At 61.6% G+C, this 17014-nt stretch carries 15 protein-coding genes and 1 riboswitch; of the genes, 9 read left to right on the top strand and 6 right to left on the bottom strand.

Features of this window, described 5'->3' with window-relative positions; translation table 11 throughout:
- Positions 1 to 37 precede the first annotated feature (37 nt).
- On the bottom strand, positions 38 to 496 hold the full coding sequence (locus QTL94_RS07495; protein ID WP_289801107.1) for a hypothetical protein: 459 nt from the start codon (positions 494 to 496) through the stop codon (positions 38 to 40).
- A 538-nt stretch (positions 497 to 1034) separates the two neighbouring features.
- Here QTL94_RS07495 and QTL94_RS07490 point away from each other — a divergent pair.
- Positions 1035 to 1181, top strand: coding sequence for a DUF1127 domain-containing protein (locus QTL94_RS07490; RefSeq protein WP_065692461.1), 147 nt, complete (start codon positions 1035 to 1037; stop codon positions 1179 to 1181).
- A 154-nt stretch (positions 1182 to 1335) separates the two neighbouring features.
- Complete coding sequence (locus QTL94_RS07485; RefSeq protein WP_289801106.1) at positions 1336 to 1932, top strand: IMPACT family protein; 597 nt, start codon at positions 1336 to 1338, stop codon at positions 1930 to 1932.
- Positions 1933 to 1934: 2 nt separating this feature from the next.
- Here QTL94_RS07485 and QTL94_RS07480 read toward each other — a convergent pair whose 3' ends face one another.
- Positions 1935 to 2258, bottom strand: a complete 324-nt coding sequence (locus QTL94_RS07480; RefSeq protein WP_065692433.1) for an ArsR/SmtB family transcription factor — start codon at positions 2256 to 2258, stop codon at positions 1935 to 1937.
- Positions 2259 to 2314: 56 nt separating this feature from the next.
- Between QTL94_RS07480 and QTL94_RS07475 the strand changes: the two genes are divergently transcribed.
- From QTL94_RS07475 to QTL94_RS07455, 5 genes are all read left to right on the top strand, one after another.
- A complete protein-coding gene (locus QTL94_RS07475) occupies positions 2315 to 2797 on the top strand; it encodes an SRPBCC domain-containing protein (protein WP_289801105.1) in 483 nt (160 codons plus the stop codon).
- Between the two features lie 142 nt (positions 2798 to 2939).
- The gene (gnd, locus tag QTL94_RS07470) at positions 2940 to 3959 is read left to right on the top strand and encodes a phosphogluconate dehydrogenase (NAD(+)-dependent, decarboxylating) (protein WP_065692435.1); all 1020 of its coding nucleotides are present in this window, start codon (positions 2940 to 2942) and stop codon (positions 3957 to 3959) included.
- 112 nt (positions 3960 to 4071) lie between these two features.
- Positions 4072 to 6189: a mechanosensitive ion channel family protein gene (locus QTL94_RS07465; RefSeq protein WP_289801104.1), complete on the top strand. Its 2118-nt coding sequence runs from the start codon at positions 4072 to 4074 to the stop codon at positions 6187 to 6189.
- 224 nt (positions 6190 to 6413) lie between these two features.
- Positions 6414 to 9017, top strand: coding sequence for a bifunctional lysylphosphatidylglycerol flippase/synthetase MprF (gene mprF / locus QTL94_RS07460; RefSeq protein WP_289801128.1), 2604 nt, complete (start codon positions 6414 to 6416; stop codon positions 9015 to 9017).
- Positions 9014 to 10396: a virulence factor family protein gene (locus QTL94_RS07455; RefSeq protein WP_289801103.1), complete on the top strand. Its 1383-nt coding sequence runs from the start codon at positions 9014 to 9016 to the stop codon at positions 10394 to 10396. The genes mprF and QTL94_RS07455 overlap by 4 nt, the downstream gene beginning before the upstream one ends.
- A gap of 10 nt (positions 10397 to 10406) precedes the next feature.
- Here the strand turns inward: QTL94_RS07455 and QTL94_RS07450 are convergent, their stop codons facing one another.
- The 4 genes from QTL94_RS07450 to ruvC form a co-directional block, all read right to left on the bottom strand.
- Positions 10407 to 10970 (bottom strand): DinB family protein, encoded by a 564-nt coding sequence (locus QTL94_RS07450; RefSeq protein WP_289801102.1) that lies wholly within the window; start codon positions 10968 to 10970, stop codon positions 10407 to 10409.
- Positions 10971 to 11008: 38 nt separating this feature from the next.
- Complete coding sequence (ruvB, locus tag QTL94_RS07445) at positions 11009 to 12049, bottom strand: Holliday junction branch migration DNA helicase RuvB (protein WP_065692440.1); 1041 nt, start codon at positions 12047 to 12049, stop codon at positions 11009 to 11011.
- A 79-nt stretch (positions 12050 to 12128) separates the two neighbouring features.
- Positions 12129 to 12746 (bottom strand): Holliday junction branch migration protein RuvA, encoded by a 618-nt coding sequence (gene ruvA / locus QTL94_RS07440; RefSeq protein WP_289801101.1) that lies wholly within the window; start codon positions 12744 to 12746, stop codon positions 12129 to 12131.
- 79 nt (positions 12747 to 12825) lie between these two features.
- A complete protein-coding gene (gene ruvC / locus QTL94_RS07435; RefSeq protein ID WP_065692442.1) occupies positions 12826 to 13338 on the bottom strand; it encodes a crossover junction endodeoxyribonuclease RuvC in 513 nt (170 codons plus the stop codon).
- A gap of 245 nt (positions 13339 to 13583) precedes the next feature.
- Between ruvC and QTL94_RS07430 the strand changes: the two genes are divergently transcribed.
- Together QTL94_RS07430 and QTL94_RS07425 are read left to right on the top strand one after the other, a co-directional pair.
- The gene (locus tag QTL94_RS07430; protein WP_289801100.1) at positions 13584 to 15899 is read left to right on the top strand and encodes a methyl-accepting chemotaxis protein; all 2316 of its coding nucleotides are present in this window, start codon (positions 13584 to 13586) and stop codon (positions 15897 to 15899) included.
- A gap of 66 nt (positions 15900 to 15965) precedes the next feature.
- Positions 15966 to 16763 (top strand): GNAT family N-acetyltransferase, encoded by a 798-nt coding sequence (locus QTL94_RS07425; protein ID WP_289801099.1) that lies wholly within the window; start codon positions 15966 to 15968, stop codon positions 16761 to 16763.
- A gap of 154 nt (positions 16764 to 16917) precedes the next feature.
- Positions 16918 to 16997, top strand: a riboswitch (Fluoride riboswitch).
- Positions 16998 to 17014 lie beyond the last annotated feature (17 nt).

The following is a 17014-nucleotide window of genomic DNA, read 5'->3' as shown; positions in this document are numbered from 1 at the left end:
CCGGAGACGCGCCACAGATTTCGCTGTGGTCGGTCGCTTACTCCGCGCCTTCCTTCTGCATGCATGCGAGCAGATCGGTAAAGGCCTGTTCGGTGCCGGCCAGCGGGAGGCTTGCATCGACGCCATTTGCGGTCACGTTCAGTTCCTCGCCCTGAGTCAGTGTGGCCACCGCTTCGGAAGCGTTCGGGACATCGATCGTCGCGGTGTGGGCGCTGTCGGCGGTCGAGGAAAACTCCGCTTCGTCGCCGTCGTCCACCGACCAGCTTCCCTTGACCTGCTGGCCTTTCTCGATCGGGAACTTGTCGGTATTGGCGAACATGGCAAGCTTGTCACCGACCGCGAGAAAGCCGATGCCGGATTCGGTGTTCTGTGCCAGGCAGCCAAGGAAACTCTCGCCATCCTTCATGGGCGTTACGGTAAAGCCGGCAGCGTGTGCCGAGCCCGTCGAAAGCGCTGCGACCGTGGTGAGGAATGCCGTGACGAGGGTCTTCTTCATGTCGATGTCCTTGTTGCGAGATCGTGCCTCGCTGGATTGGGTCAATGCCGGAAAGCAGCGTGTCTTGACGCAAGAAATGGGCGCTGACAATGCGATTTGCGGTCTGTTCTCAATGGCAGAACCGACCATTATTGGGTGGCCGGCGGTGAGGCCTTCAAACTGCAAATGACGTATGCGTCTCATGCACGTTTTCATGCGATCCTGAATTGCGGGCGATTGCGCCACCCATTCCAGGTGGATCGAGCGATGTTCGCGCGTTAAAACGTTTAAAAATCCTTAAATTCCTACGTTATCCCGGCTCGTCGCTTAACCATATTCGCCCATTGCGGAGTGAGAATCCCTCTGGAGTGTCGCCAATCGTGTCGAAAAAAGCAGCAGAGCGTTCGGGGAGGTGTCGGTCGTTATGCATTTGGTGCATGGGTGGCGTGACGCTTTAGCGCTGTTCGGTCCGGGGCTGTCGACGTATATTCACTTCAACAAACAGACAAACGCAGCAAACACGCTGCAGACACCGGACAGCCCTAGAAAGGGGATCATCATGAACGTAGCACGCTCTTTCAATAACTGGCGCAAGTATCGTCAGACGGTCAGCGAACTGGGCCGTATGTCGAACCGCGACCTGCACGACCTCGGCATCGACCGCGCGGACATCCAGCGCGTCGCACGCGAAGCGGTTGCCCGCTAAGAATTTGGACACTGCTCCTTGCGAGCAGGTCATCGATCAAAACGCCCGTTGCCTTGCAGCGGGCGTTTTTCGTTGTAGCGCCAAGATCGGGCACGGTTGACGGCTGCAATAGTTTTGCTTGCGGTCGGGTCGGTCGCGACGATATGGCAGCTTCATGTTTTCATTGGAACGCATCGAGACCCTCGAGCAGATCGTCAAGAAGAGCCGGTTTCGCGCCGTTGCCCGACCGATCGCGAGCGAGCAGGATGCGCGGGACTTCCTTGCTGCTCATGCGGATGCCGGGGCAAATCACAATTGTTGGGCCTGGCGTATCGGCCAGAGCTATCGATTCAATGACGACGGTGAGCCGAGCGGAACGGCGGGAAAGCCAATTCTGCAGGCGATCGACGGGCAATCGCTCGACCAGGTGATGGTGATCGTCACCCGTTGGTTCGGAGGCGTCCTGCTCGGAACCGGGGGGCTCATCCGTGCCTATGGCGGAACGGCGGCTGCCTGCCTGAAGGCGGCGAGTGTCGTCGAGCTGGTGGCGACGGTCGAAACGACCGTGCAGGTGAGCTTTTCCGATCTTGCGCTCGTGAAGGCGCGGTTTGCGGCAGCGGCCGGTGTGCGGATCGCCAATGAAGAGTTTGTCGATTCCGGCGCCTGCCTGACGCTTTCGATACCGCAGGCGATCGTGGAGGAGGTGTCGCAAACGATCGCGGATGTGACAAGCGGGCGCGTCGTGGTGTCTGTCCAGCCGGCGCTTCCTTAGCGCTATCCCTCCAGATCTCCCTTCAGTCGATCCAGTATCGACAAGGCATGTCCGGCATAGGCGCTGATCCATCGGTCATAGATGGACTTGATCGGCAGGCTGTTGAGGTGGTTCCAGCGTTCGCGACCCTCCCGCCGGGCCATCACGAGGTCAGCCTCTTCCAAAACTCTCAGATGCTGCATGACGGTGCATCGGTCCATGGCGGGAAAGGCTTCGCAGAGCATTCCTGTCGTCCGCGGGCCTTCCTTCAAGAGGTCGAGAATCTCGCGACGCCGGTGATGGGCGAGGGCCTTGAAGACGGGATCGTTTTCCGATTCGCTTGACATGTTATTTTTTTATAACATGATTGTCTCGGTATCAACGGCAGGACGGAGGAAGGGTCATGTCCCTCGGTATTCGTATTGGCGGCCGCATCGGTCGCCCCGTCGCGGAGGTCTTCGACGCGGTCGTCAATCCAAAGAAGCTTTCGGGCTATTTCACGACGATCGGCGGGGCGAGCGCGCCGCTCGTGCAGGGCACGACAGTGACGTGGTGGAAGGATGCTCCGGTCGAAGTCGTGGAGCTTGTGCCGGAGAGAAAGATCGTGCTGCGCTGGGACGGAGGGACCGGCGAAGACAAGATACGCTACAAGACGCTGGTCGAAATGACGTTCGAACCGCTCGACGATGGCGGCACGATGGTAACGATCTCCGAAAACGGCTGGCGCGACGATGAAGCCGGTCGGCGAGGCACCTATCTCAACTGCGAAGGCTGGACGCAAATGCTCTGCTGCATGAAGGCGTTCGTCGAGTATGGGATCAATCTGCGCGAAGGGTTTTTCCAGAGCGAAATGCGTGGGGAGCAGGCGACTGCGCCGGAATATTGATGCGCCGTACGGGGGCTTAGTCCCGTTGCCGCCATTGCGTCTTCATCTCATGACTCAAATGTGACGTAGACTTCGCTTGCCTGTGCCGGTGCGAGTGCTAATTTCGGGGAATTATATCGATTAGATTCCCAGGAGAATTACAATGCAGCTTGGCATGGTTGGTTTAGGCCGTATGGGCAATTACATGGTTCAGCGCTTGATGCGCGGCGGCCATGAATGCGTCGTCTACGATGCGAAGCCGGAAAGTGTCGCCGATCTGGTTGGCAGGGGCGCTGTCGGCAGCGCTTCTCTTGAGGAGTTCGTCTCCAAGCTTTCGCGTCCCCGCGCAATCTGGCTGATGCTGCCGGCCGCCATCACCGACAGAGTGATCGCGCAGCTTCTGCCGCTGTTGCACGACGATGACATCATCATCGATGGCGGCAACTCGTACTACCACGACGATATCCGCCGCGGCGCGGAACTGATCACCAAAGGCATTCACTATGTCGACGTCGGCACCAGCGGTGGCGTCTTCGGGCTGGAGCGCGGTTATTGCCTGATGATCGGCGGCGAGAAGGCCATTGTCGAGTCGCTCTCGCCGATCTTCGCGACGCTCGCGCCGGGTGCCGGCTCGACGCCGCCTTCGGCCAATCGCGCCGCCAACCCTCACAGCACGGCCGAGGAGGGCTACCTGCATTGCGGCCCCCATGGCGCCGGCCACTTCGTCAAGATGGTTCATAACGGCATCGAATACGGGCTGATGGCCGCCTATGCCGAGGGGCTGAACATCCTGAAGCATGCCAATATCGGATCGGCTACGCACGAGGCGGACGCCGAGACCGCGCCACTCGCGCATCCCGAACATTACCGTTACGACTTCAATCTGCAGGATGTCGCGGAAGTGTGGCGTCGCGGCAGCGTGATCACCTCCTGGTTGCTCGATCTGACCTCCGATGCGCTGCATGCCGACCCGCAGCTTGCGCAGTATGCGGGCCGCGTCTCGGATTCCGGAGAGGGGCGCTGGACGATCATGGCCGCTATCGACGAGAGCGTGCCGACACCGGTTCTGAGCGCTGCGCTCTATGGTCGCTTCTCCTCTCGCGATAACGACGAGTTCGCCAACAAGGTGCTCTCGGCGATGCGCGCCGGCTTCGGTGGCCACATAGAGAAGCCCAAGGGCTAAGTTACTCCATTTGAACGACTATCAAGCCCGCGCTGCATCCGCCGCGCGGGCTTTTCTTTCCCGCAGGGCGATATAAGGTGTGGAGGGATAACCAGACCGGAGGGGTCGGCGGATGGGTGTGGTAAATGGTGCGCGCACGTTGCTGAGGCTTGTGCTGCTGATTGTGGGAATGGCAGCAGGGAGCGCTGTGGCACAGACGCCGGCGCCGGCGACAAGTTCCGCTGCGCCTGCCGCTCCGCCACCGGCGGAAGTTCGGCAGATGCTGCAACTTATGGAAACACCACAGGTCAAGCAGTGGATGGCGGCGCAAACGAAGACAGCGCCTGCCGCGACCCCGCAAACGGACGACCAGATGTCGGTTCTGTCGGAGTTCCTGGGCCATGCGCGCGAGCACTTCGACCTCGTGACCGAAGCGGCTATGGGTCTGCCGCATGAAGTCGAGGCAGCCTCGGCAACCGTCGAGCGGGAAGTCGAGCCCGCGGGCTGGGGGCTGACCGCGATCAAGGTTCTGACGCTGCTGTTTGCCGGCGCGATCGTCGAGCTGCTGTTTCGGGTGCTGGTACCGAAGCCCAAGATCAAGCGGGAAGACGGAGAAGTCGTCACCGTCGCGCACCACGCTGCCGCCAACCTGACCTATCGCATTGTGCCGGCGCTCGTCTTCGGTGTGGCCACGCTGGTGCCGCTGGTTCTTTTCAACTGGCCGCCGATCACGCAGTCGATGGCGATCGCCGTGGCCATCGCGCTGATCGTGGCGCGCCTTACGATCTCGCTGGGGCGCTTGCTGGTCGCGCTCCTGACACTGCCGCGTCCGGACGGCACGCGTGAGGTGTCGAGAGCCACGGCGCTGTTCTGGTTCCGGCGTACGGCAATCTTCACGATCTATTTTGCCTTCGGCTGGGTGATCATCCAGCTCATGCTGCCGCTCGGATTTTCGCCCGGGTCACGTTACCTTGCTGCATATACGCTTGGCATCGGGCTGCTGCTGATCGCGACCGAGGCCGTCTGGTCGCGCCCCGTCGAGGAGGGACACCGGAGCGTAACCGTTTCCTGGCTGATGACGATCTATTTCGTCTTCCTCTGGCTGCTGTGGGTCGCCGGTTTCGGCCTGCTTCTGTGGATCGGTATCTATCTCGTGCTTCTCCCGCGTGCGCTGCGGGTTGCTACGCTGGCGGTGCGTTCGCTGCACCAGGCCGAGGCCGGGTTCCTTGCGAAGCGCCGGATTGCGGCGGTTCTTCTCGATCGCGGCGTGCGCGCTGTCATCATTGCGTTTGCGGCGATCTGGCTGGGGCGCATCCTGGGATTTGCCGCCGACCGGATGGCAGCGGGCGATACCATGGTTGACCGCATTACCCGCGGCGCCATCGGCGGCATCGTCATATTGCTTGCGGCCGATCTGCTGTGGCATCTGGCACGTGCTTATATCAATGGTCGCCTGGAGGACTCGCCGCTGGACGGCGCCTCCAACGACGAAGAGAAGGCGAGGCGGGCGCGGCTGCAGACCTTGTTGCCGATCTTCCGCAATATTCTCGCCGTCGTCATCGCGGTGATCGCCGTTCTGATGGTGCTTTCCGGCCTCGGCGTGGAAATCGGGCCGCTGATCGCGGGTGCCGGCGTCGTCGGTGTCGCTGTCGGCTTCGGGGCGCAGACGATCGTCAAGGATGTGATCAGCGGCATGTTCTATCTGTGGGACGATGCCTTCCGCATTGGCGAGTATATCGAGAGCGGCAGCCACAAGGGCGTGGTCGAAGCCTTCAGCCTGCGTTCGGTCCGGCTCCGGCATCATCGCGGACCGTTGACGACCGTCCCCTTCGGAGAGCTCGGCGCCGTCAAGAATCTCAACCGCGACTGGACCATCGACAAGATCACGCTGAAGGTGACCTACGACACTGATCTCGTGAAGGCCAAGAAGGTGATCAAGCAGATCGGCCAGCAACTGCTGGAAAATCCGGATTGGGGTCCGAACATCATCGAGACCCTGAAGATGAAGGGTGTCGAGCAGTTTGGTGATTTCGCGATCGAGATCAGGCTGGCGATGATGACCAAGCCGGGCGAGCAGTTCGTCATCCGGCGCAACGCGCTTGCCATGATCCGCAACGCTTTCAAGGAAAACGGCATCGAGTTCGCGGTGCCGACTGTGCAGGTTTCCAGCGAGGGGCGCGAGGCGGAAGGTCATGCCGCTGCGGCGCGTCTCACCGCCGTTCAGGCTGCGGGTGGGGAGCCCGCAACGTGAAATCCTGCCAACTTCGGTAGTATCAAGCGGTAGCGATCGCCAACCTTACGAAAATGCAATGTGTTAGGGCGGCGATTGCGCCAAAATTGCCCCAATTAAATTAGAAGCAAACGTCGAAAGCGGCGCTGGGGTAGCGCGTGCATGTATGGCTTTGCCAACATGCCGATTATGTTGCGTACGCGGAACATGATTCCCGCCTGGATGGAAGATTGCGACGGAACGAGATGTCGGGGCACGGCAATTTAGAAGAAATCGAGGATATCGAAGAATCCGCTCTGCGCGGTTTCTTCAGACGATATCGCACGCAGCTGGCGGCAGTCGCGACGCTGGCCGTATTCTGTATCGTTGGCTACGCGATCGTCCAGCTGACCAACGAGGTCCGCTACGATGACGTGGTACAGGCGCTTGCCGATACGAAGGTCAGCTCGATCCTGCTGGCGCTGTTCTTCACCGCCCTCAGCTTTCTGGCGCTTGTGTTCTACGATGTGAACGCGATCGAATATGTCGGAAAGAGGCTGCCGTTCCCGCAGGTGGCGCTAACCGCCTTCAGCGCCTATGCGGTGGGCAACACGGCCGGCTTCGGCGCTCTCAGCGGTGGCGCCATTCGCTATCGCGCCTATTCGCGCCTTGGCCTGACGCCGGAAGAGATCGGGCGCGTGATCGCTTTCGTCACCGTTGCCTTCGGGCTCGGGCTGGCCGGCGTGGGCTCCATCGCGCTTCTCGCCATTGCCGACGAGATCGCGCCGCTGGTGAATGTCAGCAGTCTGCTGCTTCGGCTGGTGGGCGGATCGATCGTCGCGGTCCTTGGCGCGCTCGTCATTCTCGGGAGTGGCGGGCGTGTGCTGGAGCTTGGCAAGTTGTCGCTCCGCCTGCCGGATTCGGCGACATGGTCGCGACAGTTTCTGGTTGCCGCTTTCGATATCGCGGCCTCCGCCACGGTTCTTTACGTGTTGCTGCCGCAGACGGCCATCAGCTGGCCGGTGTTCCTGGCGATCTATGCGATTGCCGTCGGTCTCGGCGTTCTCAGCCACGTTCCCGCCGGCCTCGGCGTGTTCGAGACCGTCATCATCGCTTCGCTCGGCAGCGCGGTGAACATCGATGCGGTGCTTGGTTCGCTCGTCCTTTACCGCCTGATCTATCATGTCCTGCCGCTCGTCATTGCGGTTCTGGCAGTTTCGGCGACCGAGCTGCGGCGTTTCGCCGATCATCCTGTGGCAACCGGCGTGCGGCGGATCGGCATCCGTCTGATGCCGCAGCTGCTGTCGACGCTGGCGCTGCTTCTCGGCGTCATGCTGATCTTTTCGAGCGTGACGCCGACCCCGGATTCGAACCTCGAATTCCTGTCCACGTACCTGCCGCTGCCGATCGTCGAAGGCGCACACTTCCTGTCCAGCCTGCTCGGGTTGACGCTGGTGGTCGCGGCGCGTGGCCTTGGCCAGCGGCTGGATGGCGCGTGGTGGGTTTCGATCCTTTCCGCGGCAGCTGCCCTTGCGCTTTCGCTTCTAAAGGCCATCGCGCTTGTCGAAGCCTGCTTCCTTGCCTTCCTGATCTTCGGCCTGTTTGCTAGCCGTCGTCTTTTTCGCCGCCATGCATCGCTGCTGAACCAGACGCTCACGGCATCCTGGCTGACGGCGATCGCCGTCGTGTGCGTCGGCTCGATCGTGATCCTGCTCTTCGTCTACCGCGACGTCGAATACAGCAACGAGCTGTGGTGGCAGTTCGAGTTCGCCGGCGAGGCGCCGCGTGGTCTGCGAGCCGTGCTCGGCATCACCATCATTTCGTCGGCAATCGCCATCTTCAGCCTTCTCCGCCCCGCCACGACGAGGCCGGAGCCGGCGTCGGACGAAGCGCTGCAGCGTGCCGTCAATATCGTCGAGAAACAGCGCTATGCCGACGCCAATCTGGTGCGCATGGCCGACAAGAGCATCATGTTCTCCGAAAAGGGGGATGCTTTCATCATGTACGGGCGTCAGGGCCGTTCATGGATTGCGCTGTTCGATCCGATCGGTGACCGCAGCGCGATCCCCGAGCTCGTCTGGCGCTTCGTGGAGACCGCACGCGCCGCCGGATGCCGCGCCGTGTTCTATCAGATCTCGCCGGCGCTGCTTTCGCACTGCGCTGATGCAGGGCTGCGCGCCTTCAAGCTGGGTGAGCTTGCCGTATCGGATCTGAAGACGTTCGAGATGAAGGGCGGCAAGTGGGCGAACCTGCGCCAAACCGCCAGCCGCGCGCAGCGCGACGGACTGGAGTTCGAGGTGATCCCCGCCGACGCCGTTCCTGAAATGATGGACGAGCTTGCTGAGGTTTCCAACGCCTGGCTTGAGGATCACAATGCCAAGGAGAAGGGCTTCTCGCTCGGCGCCTTCGAACCGGATTACATCGCGGCCCAGCCCGTCGGCATCCTCAAGCGCGAGGGAAAGATCGTAGCCTTCGCCAATATCCTGATCACCGATGCGAAGGACGAGGGCACCATCGATCTGATGCGTTTTTCGCCGGATGCGCCAAAAGGCTCGATGGACTTTCTTTTCGTCCAAATCATGGAGTATTTGCGCAACGAAGGCTTCGCGCATTTCAACCTCGGCATGGCGCCGCTATCGGGCATGTCGAAGCGTGAAGCGGCACCCGTATGGGATCGTATCGGCAGCACCGTCTTCGAACACGGCGAACGCTTCTACAACTTCAAGGGCCTGCGGGCTTTCAAATCCAAGTTTCACCCTCAATGGCATCCGCGTTATCTTGCGGTTTCCGGAGGAGGCAATCCGATGATCGCATTGATGGACGCTACGCTCCTGATCGGCGGCGGATTGAAAGGGGTCGTAAGGAAATGATGAAAAGATACCTTCTTGCAGCCGTCTGCGCGCTGTCGCTGGCGATACCTGCTGCCAGAGCGGCAAGCGAAACGACGCAGAGCTTCGAAACCGGTCTTATCCCGCCGCCGCATATCTTCCTGCCTACGGGAGACGTGAAGAGCGCGGTCATGCTGATTTCGGACGCCGCCGGCTGGGGCGACAAGGAAAAGGCCGAAGCCGACAGGCTGGTGGGCCAGGGCGCAGTCGTGATCGGCGTCGACTTCCCGTCCTACATCGACGCCATGCGGAAGTACGACGTCAGCCAGAACGACGGTTGCATCTACCTCGTTTCCGACATCGAGGCGCTGAGCCAGCAGGTTCAGCGTGCTGCCGGCAACAGCGCCTATCATTTGCCGATCATCGCCGGGATCGGCGAGGGCGGCGCGCTGGCGCTTGCCATTGCCGCCCAGACCCCTGATGCGACCATCGGCCAGACGCTGGCGGTCGATCCCGTTGCCGGGATTCCGTTGAAGCAGGAACTCTGCACGCCGGCGAAGAAGCAGACGGTCGGCGACCGGATGATTTATGGCTTGAGCGATATCTCCCTGCCGGATCCGATCATTGCGTCTTTCACCTCGGCTGCGAGCAAGGACGGGCGGGCGCATGTTGAGGATCTCAAGAAGGAGCACTCTGATATCGACATCCGCGATTCCGAGGATGACGCCTGGACCACGCTCAGCGATACGCTCGACGACCTGATCGCCGCATCCGGCAGCGCCGACAACGCGCTCGGTCTTCCGCTGACGATTCTGGATGCCAAGCCGGTCTTCGACACCATGGCGATTATCTATTCCGGCGATGGCGGATGGCGCGATATCGACAAGGAAGTCGGCGCTTCGCTGCAGAAGCAGGGCATCCCGGTCGTCGGCATCGATTCCCTTCATTACTTCTGGTCCGAGCGCAAGCCGCAGGAAACGGCTGATGATCTCGGCAGGATCATCGAGTTCTACCGCAAGCAATGGAAGGTCAAGCATGTGCTGCTGGTCGGCTATTCCTTCGGTGCCGACGTCGTGCCTGCCGCCTTTTCGCGCCTGAAGGCGGCGCCGAAGAGCGCAGTCACACAGATGTCGTTGCTGTCTCTTTCGCACGCCGTCGACTACCAGATCTCGGTCATGGGCTGGCTTGGCCAGAAGACGGAAGGTGCCGGCGGCGATCCGGTGGACGACCTGAAGAAGGTCGACCCAAAGATCGTCCAGTGCATCTACGGCACGGAGGACGACGATGAGGTGGCTTGCCCGGATCTGAAGGACAGCGGCGTTCAGGTCATCACGCTTCCCGGCGATCATCACTTCGACGAGAACTACGAGCTTCTCAGCAAGACGATCATCGACGGGCTGAAGTCGCGCTTGCAGGATTGAGGTGGCAGGACTAGCGCATCAGCATATCTTCGCTCCATCCGAGGGCGGCGATTTCGTCGCCCCGGAAACGCGCATCGTCCGCGACGATGAACTCGTCGAGTTGCGGCGGCGCGACGCTGCTGCCGGCAAGCATGGCGTGGACCTGACCTCGATGGTGTGTCTGGTGCTGGAAGAGATGGCCCAGAACATCTTCCATGCGCTCCTGCTGGATGCGCCCGCTGCGGTGAAGATCGACGGTCGACATCATGCTCTCAGGGGTTAGCGCTTCCGCCAGGGCAACGAGCCGTTGGTCGACGGCGGCCTGCGCGCGGGCGAGGTCCGCGATATTGTCGTACGGCTCCTCGACTTCCCAGGCTTTCGGACCGAGCGCGCCGCCTTCGAGGCCGTCGACGTAAAACCAATCGACCGTGAGGATATGGTTGAGCGTCGCCTTAATCGACGGGAAGAAACTCACGCGGGTTGCCTCGAACTCGCCTGGCGCAAGGCAAGCGCAGGCGGCGTGCAGCCGATTGTTTGCGAGCGCGTTGTTATAGGCGAGCTTGCGGAGGGAGCGGCAGGGGTCGAAGGTGGGCATCGCTATTGTCTCCGCTGCTCCGTCGCTAACCGCTGGGGTCAATCGTCTTCCTGAAATAGCCGGAACTGTGCCGCTTCCAGATCCTTGGGCGGCTGCATGCCGAGGTGTTTCCAGGCGGTTGCGGTCAACACGCGGCCGCGCGGCGTACGCTGGATGAAGCCCTGTTGGATCATATAGGGCTCGATGATGTCCTCGATCGCGTCACGCGGCTCCGACAGGCCGGCGGCGATGGTCTCGATGCCGACCGGTCCGCCGGCGAAATTGACGGCGATCATGTTGAGGTAGCGCTTGTCCAGCTGGTCGAGGCCCATATTGTCGACGAGGAGGCGTGTCAGCGCTTCGTCGGCGATTTCGCGGGTGACCGCTTCCGCCTTTGCCACTTCCGCGAAATCGCGAACACGCCGCAACAGACGGCCGGCTATGCGCGGGGTGCCGCGGGCGCGTCGTGCGATCTCGCGCGCGCCGTCGTCGGTCATCGGCAGGTTCATCAGGCGCGCGCCGCGCCGCACGATCAGTTCCAGCTCCTCGACGGTGTAGAAGCTCAGGCGCACCGGAATGCCGAAGCGATCGCGCAGCGGCGTGGTAAGCAGGCCGAGGCGGGTGGTGGCGGCAACCAGGGTGAACTTCGACAAGTCGATCTTGACCGAACGGGCGGCGGGTCCTTCGCCGATGATCAGGTCAAGCTGGAAATCTTCCATCGCAGGATAGAGGATTTCCTCGACGGCCGGGCTGAGGCGATGAATTTCATCGATGAAGAGAACGTCGCGCTCTTCGAGATTGGTCAGAAGCGCGGCAAGGTCGCCGGCCTTGGCGATAACCGGGCCCGAGGTCGAGCGAAAGTTGACGCCGAGTTCCTTGGCCATGATCTGGGCCAGTGTCGTCTTGCCGAGGCCCGGTGGGCCGACAAAGAGCACGTGGTCCAGCGCTTCGCCGCGGTTCTTCGCGGCCTCGATGAAGATCTTCAGGTTGGCGCGCGCTTCCGCTTGGCCGGTGAACTCGTCCAGTGACTGCGGGCGCAGCGTCACATCCAGGTCTTCGCCTCGCTTTTCCGAGGATATCAGGCGCGCGGCGTCGCTCATGCTGGCACTTTCCAATCTTCAAACACTGTGGATCAATACACCAAGCCGGCCATTTTGGCACCCCGCCGAGATGCACAGGTCACCGCGCCAGCTCCTTCAGGCCGAGGCGGATGAGCTTGGCGCTGTCGGCGCCTTCGCCGGCGGTCTTCATCGCCGCGGCCACCGCGTTGGCAGCCTGGTCGCGGGAATAGCCGAGGTTCGTCAACGCCGACACGGCATCGGCAACCGGTGCGGCGGCAACACCTTCGCCCAGCTCCTGCTTCAGGCCGATATTGGCGGATGCTTCGCCCGCAAAGGCCGGCGCCTTGTTCTTCAGTTCGGTGACGATACGCACCGCAACCTTCGGGCCGACGCCCTGGGCGCGGGAAACGGCGGTACGGTCTTGCAAGGCGATGGCGTTTGCAAGCTCGCTCGGGGTCAGCGTCGAAAGGACCGCGAGCGCCACCTTGGCGCCAACGCCCTGTACGCTCTGCAGCAGGTTGAACCATTCACGCTCCAGCGCGGTCATGAAGCCGAAGAGCTTGAGCTGGTCCTCGCGGACGTAGGTTTCAATGAAAAGGATGCAGGCCTCGCCCACAGAGCCGAGGCGCGACAGCGTGCGTGCCGAACAGAAGGCGACGTAGCAGACGCCGTGCACGTCGACGAGGATGTAGTCGTCGCCGATTTCGTCGATGGTGCCTTTGAGCTTGCCGATCATGAATTGGGTCCGTCAGGGGTAGGTTTCGGGATTGATAAGGCAAAGAAAAGCGGCGGACGGTCCGCCTCTGTCACGACGGTCACCCGGCCAGGGCTGCCTGCCGCATGCGGTTGCCGCCGCGATTGTGGGCATGGCAGATCGCGATGGCAAGCGCGTCGGCGGCATCGTCGCCTTTGAACTCGACCTTCGGCATCAGGATCTTCAACATCATGTGGATCTGCCGCTTCTCGCCATGGCCGACGCCGATCACCGATTTCTTGACCGCATTGGGGGCATATTCGGCGACCTGCAGCCCGGCGCGAGCGGGAACCAGCATGGCGATACCGCGTGCCTGCCCGAGTTTCAGGGTGGCAACCGCGTCCTTGTTGACGAAGGTCTGCTCCACGGCGGCTTCATCCGGCTGATAGCTGTGAACGACTTCCGCCAGGCCGTCATGCAGCTGGCACAGGCGCGAGGCGAGATCCATATCGCCGTCCGAGGTCACCGTGCCCGAGGCGACGAAGCGCAGCGAGTTGCCGAGCGTTTCGATGACGCCCCAGCCGGTGCGGCGCAGGCCGGGGTCAATGCCGATGATGCGAATCGTGTTTTGCATGCTTCACCCTATTGCAGTTGTAAAATAACTGCCATCGATATGTGAACAAAACAAAAACATTGCCTGATTTCAAGTGTTGCCGTTTACGTCAATTTAAACTCCGTGCGCAACTTTTGGTCCATAAAATGTGAGAGGAGCCGGCTTCTCCGGAAGCAAAGGCTCCCCGTTTTCTGTTTTCAGGTCTGCCGATCGGACGTTCGCGCGTCCGGTCGTCATGTGCCGTTCCGGAAGGGGTTCGTCGTTCCATGGCTCAGAGATTCCAGTCCCTGTCGTTCAAGGTCATTGCTACATTCATTCTGCTGACTGCGCTGTCCATCGCGGTCATTAACGGTCTTGCCTATTTCGCCAGCAGCCGCATTTCCGGCGAGCAGGCGTTGAAGGCCAAGGAGAGCGTGCTCATCTTCCGCGGCGACATGCTGCAGGAACAGTTGCAGCAGCTCGAAAATCAGTCGAATTCCATCGCGCGCATCGAAGCGCTGCAGATGTCGATCACCAGCCTGAAGAGCGGCTGGAAGACGATCGAGAAGACCTCGGGCGATGCCCGCGCCGAACTGAAGAAGGTCTTCATCACCAACAATCCGAACCCGGCCGATCAGCGCGAGAAGCTGCTGAAGCCGGATGCGCCGAGCGGTTTCTACTATTCGAACCATGAGACGACGCAAAGCGAGGTTGCCCGCGACCTCGAGAACACGCCGTTCAGCGACCTTTTGATCGCCGATCTCGATGGCAATGTGCTCTACTCCTACAAGAAGGGCGACGAGTTTGCCGAGAATCTGAAGGCGGATGCCTGGAAAGCGACGGGGGCGGGGCTGGCCTTCAGCAAGGCTCTCGAGAACGCGAAGAAGGCGACCGACGATTCCGCGCCGGCGGCGTTCTCCGGACTTCGCGTCGATGCGGCGACCGGCAAGGCCGCGATCTTTTACGCGGTGCCGATCGTCAAGCTCGGGGCGCCGAAGGGGATCTTCCTCTTCAAGGTGCGTGACGACATCTTCACCAACATCCTGGCAAAGGGCATCGTGTCGGGCAGCACCGCGCAGGCGGCAATCGTGTCCGACGATGGCTCCGCCGTTGCGGTCGACGCGAGCGGCCAGCTTGTCACCCTCGATACGGCTCCCTTCACCTTCATCAAGGATGCGCTTGCCAGCAGCGCGATGACGGTGGACGACTTCGCCCGCGCCGACGGCACGGCACGCGCCTACGTCAAGGGCATCGATTACCAGGGCGGGCGCTATCTCGTGGTGGAGAGCGTGCGTCTCAGCGAGATCAACGCCGGTTCGATCGAAATCGCCAGCCTGCTGACGATGATCGCGATCGCCGTTCTTGTCGTCATGGCGATCGCCACCGGTATCATTACCAAGATGCTGTTTTCGCCGTTGGCTAAGCTTGCCGGTGTCACGCGCGAGGTTGCTGACGGCAATCTCGCTGTCGACATCGGCAGCCAGAACCGTGGCGACGAGATCGGCACCATGGCCAAAGCCCTGGCGCGCTTCAAGCAGTCGCTGATCGAGAGCCGGGAGATGGAGGCTGCAAGCACCGAGACCCGTGCTCGCGCCGAACGGGACCGCCAGCAGCACATGGCGGAGCGCGAAGCGGAAGCGAAAACCCTGCAGGACGTCGTTGAATCGATCGACGAGGGCCTGCATCATCTGGCGAATGGCGATCTTGCCTATCAGATCGACCGCCGTTTCCCGAACGAGCTGGAGGGCCTGCGCGTCAACTTTAACCAGGCGCTCGCCGCACTCAGCGAAACGATGACCGCGATCGGCGGAAACTCGATGGCTGTGCGTGGCGGCTCCGAAGAGATGCGCACCGGCGCCGACGAACTGGCGGGCCGTACAGAGCGGCAGGCGGCATCGATCACCGAGACCGCGAATGCCATCGACGCGATCACCCAATCCGTCCGCGTTCAGATCGAGCGCGCCGAGCAGGCCGAGCGCATCGCACGGGACACGAAGCGTGAGACGACCGGGTCCGGCCAGATCATGCGGGACACGATTGCCGCCATGGAAGCCATTCAGGCATCGTCGCGGCAGATCAATTCGATCATCACCGTGATCGATTCCATCGCCTTCCAGACGAACCTTCTGGCCCTGAACGCCGGCGTCGAAGCCGCCCGTGCCGGCGAGGCAGGTAAGGGGTTTGCGGTCGTCGCCATGGAAGTGCGCGAACTGGCGCAGCGCTCGTCGAGCGCGGCCAAGGAGATCGCCAACCTGCTACAGAAATCCACTCATGAGGTGGAGGCGGGCGTTGCCCTGGTCGAGCGGGCAGGTGAGGCGTTGACCGGGATCGGCAGCCACGTCGAGGCCATCAACGGCCAGATCAGCGAGATCATGGAATCGACCCGCGAGGAGGCCGATACGCTTCGGCAGATCAACGCCGCCGTGGCCGAACTCGATACGATGACGCAGCAGAATGCGGCCATGGTCGAAGAGACCACCGCAGCGATCCACCGGCTTGCCACCGAGGCGGTCGAGATGGACCGGCAGCTTGCAAACTTTACCCTGGCGCCGAGCCACTACCAGCATAGCGCAGAGGTGCATGTGCTGCGTCGCAAGGGCTGATCGAACAACGAAGGAAAAGCCCGTATTTGCGGGCTTTTCCACTCTCCCGCCCCGAAGGTGCCGAGAATGCTGTCGGCGCAAACCGATCCAGATCAGATATTGACGACGCTGCGACGCAGGCCGCTCGCCAATGTCGTGCTGCTGAAGTTTCTCACCTCACGCCCTGAAGGTGTGCGTGTCCATCAGCTTGTGTCGGGCGATCGTGTCGCGACGCTTCTGCTGATCGACCACGCGTTCAGCGAATATGATCTTGCGACTTATCCCGATGCGCATGCGTCGGCGATCATCGCCAGTGATGAACCGGAGATGACGCGCTCGCTGCTGCCGTTTGTGCCGCGTGACCGCGTGCTTGTCTTCAAGCTTGGCTCCGACGATGACAGGGCGATCGTCGAAGAGGCGTTTCCGATGGAGAGACGGACCTCCTTCATCTCCTACACCTCGACGGATTTTTCTCTGACTGGTGAAACGGCGCGCATCGGAACGGTCACTGCAGAAGCGCCCTTTCATCTTTTTGCTGCACAGGGCCATCGTGCCGCGTGGCTGCAACCGCTCATGGAGCGTGGGGAGGCGTTCACCTCCACAGCGGAGGTCGACGGCGAGTGCCTGTCCGGCTGTTTCGCCTTTAAAATCGATGGCGACATATGGGAAATCGGTGGTGTCTATACGCTTCCCGAGGCGCGTGGTCGCGGTCTGGCTCGCGGTGTCGTTCAAGCGGCACTTGCTGAACTGAAACGCCGGGGACTTGTTGCTCGCTATCAGGTGGAGGACACGAACCTGCCTTCCATCCGATTGGCCGAGGCCCTTGGAATGACGCGGTTTCTCACGTTAACCCACTACATCAGCGCAACGGTTGCGGGCCGGTGATGCGGCGCGACGCTGCTTGTCGTTACAGCCGTCGCTATGCCACCGACGCGGAAGACGGTGTGGCAATTGTCGCCGGGAATGCAGCGGGCGGTCGGGCTGCCCGAAGCCTGTGTTTCCCGACGCTGTTGACAGCCGAAGGCCTGTTCGCCTATCCAATGCACACGGTAATGGATTCTGCCGGACCAATAATGGTCGAACCGCTTCCCCGACGAAGCTGATGACTCCTACTCAACGCGCTGACGCGAAGGAGT

This window comes from Rhizobium sp. S96, from assembly GCF_030382195.1.
In the GTDB taxonomy this organism is placed as follows: Bacteria; Pseudomonadota; Alphaproteobacteria; order Rhizobiales; family Rhizobiaceae; genus Rhizobium.
Note: the sequence above shows the minus strand (reverse complement) of the source record. Positions and strands in the feature narration are given on the sequence as shown.

Coding starts and splice junctions, on each gene's coding strand:
- QTL94_RS07495 (WP_289801107.1), bottom strand. CDS start 496: ATGAAGAAGACCCTCGTCACGGCATTCCTCACCACGGTCGCAGCGCTT.
- QTL94_RS07490 (WP_065692461.1), top strand. CDS start 1,035: ATGAACGTAGCACGCTCTTTCAATAACTGGCGCAAGTATCGTCAGACG.
- QTL94_RS07485 (WP_289801106.1), top strand. CDS start 1,336: ATGTTTTCATTGGAACGCATCGAGACCCTCGAGCAGATCGTCAAGAAG.
- QTL94_RS07480 (WP_065692433.1), bottom strand. CDS start 2,258: ATGTCAAGCGAATCGGAAAACGATCCCGTCTTCAAGGCCCTCGCCCAT.
- QTL94_RS07475 (WP_289801105.1), top strand. CDS start 2,315: ATGTCCCTCGGTATTCGTATTGGCGGCCGCATCGGTCGCCCCGTCGCG.
- gnd (WP_065692435.1), top strand. CDS start 2,940: ATGCAGCTTGGCATGGTTGGTTTAGGCCGTATGGGCAATTACATGGTT.
- QTL94_RS07465 (WP_289801104.1), top strand. CDS start 4,072: ATGGGTGTGGTAAATGGTGCGCGCACGTTGCTGAGGCTTGTGCTGCTG.
- mprF (WP_289801128.1), top strand. CDS start 6,414: ATGTCGGGGCACGGCAATTTAGAAGAAATCGAGGATATCGAAGAATCC.
- QTL94_RS07455 (WP_289801103.1), top strand. CDS start 9,014: ATGATGAAAAGATACCTTCTTGCAGCCGTCTGCGCGCTGTCGCTGGCG.
- QTL94_RS07450 (WP_289801102.1), bottom strand. CDS start 10,970: ATGCCCACCTTCGACCCCTGCCGCTCCCTCCGCAAGCTCGCCTATAAC.
- ruvB (WP_065692440.1), bottom strand. CDS start 12,049: ATGAGCGACGCCGCGCGCCTGATATCCTCGGAAAAGCGAGGCGAAGAC.
- ruvA (WP_289801101.1), bottom strand. CDS start 12,746: ATGATCGGCAAGCTCAAAGGCACCATCGACGAAATCGGCGACGACTAC.
- ruvC (WP_065692442.1), bottom strand. CDS start 13,338: ATGCAAAACACGATTCGCATCATCGGCATTGACCCCGGCCTGCGCCGC.
- QTL94_RS07430 (WP_289801100.1), top strand. CDS start 13,584: ATGGCTCAGAGATTCCAGTCCCTGTCGTTCAAGGTCATTGCTACATTC.
- QTL94_RS07425 (WP_289801099.1), top strand. CDS start 15,966: ATGCTGTCGGCGCAAACCGATCCAGATCAGATATTGACGACGCTGCGA.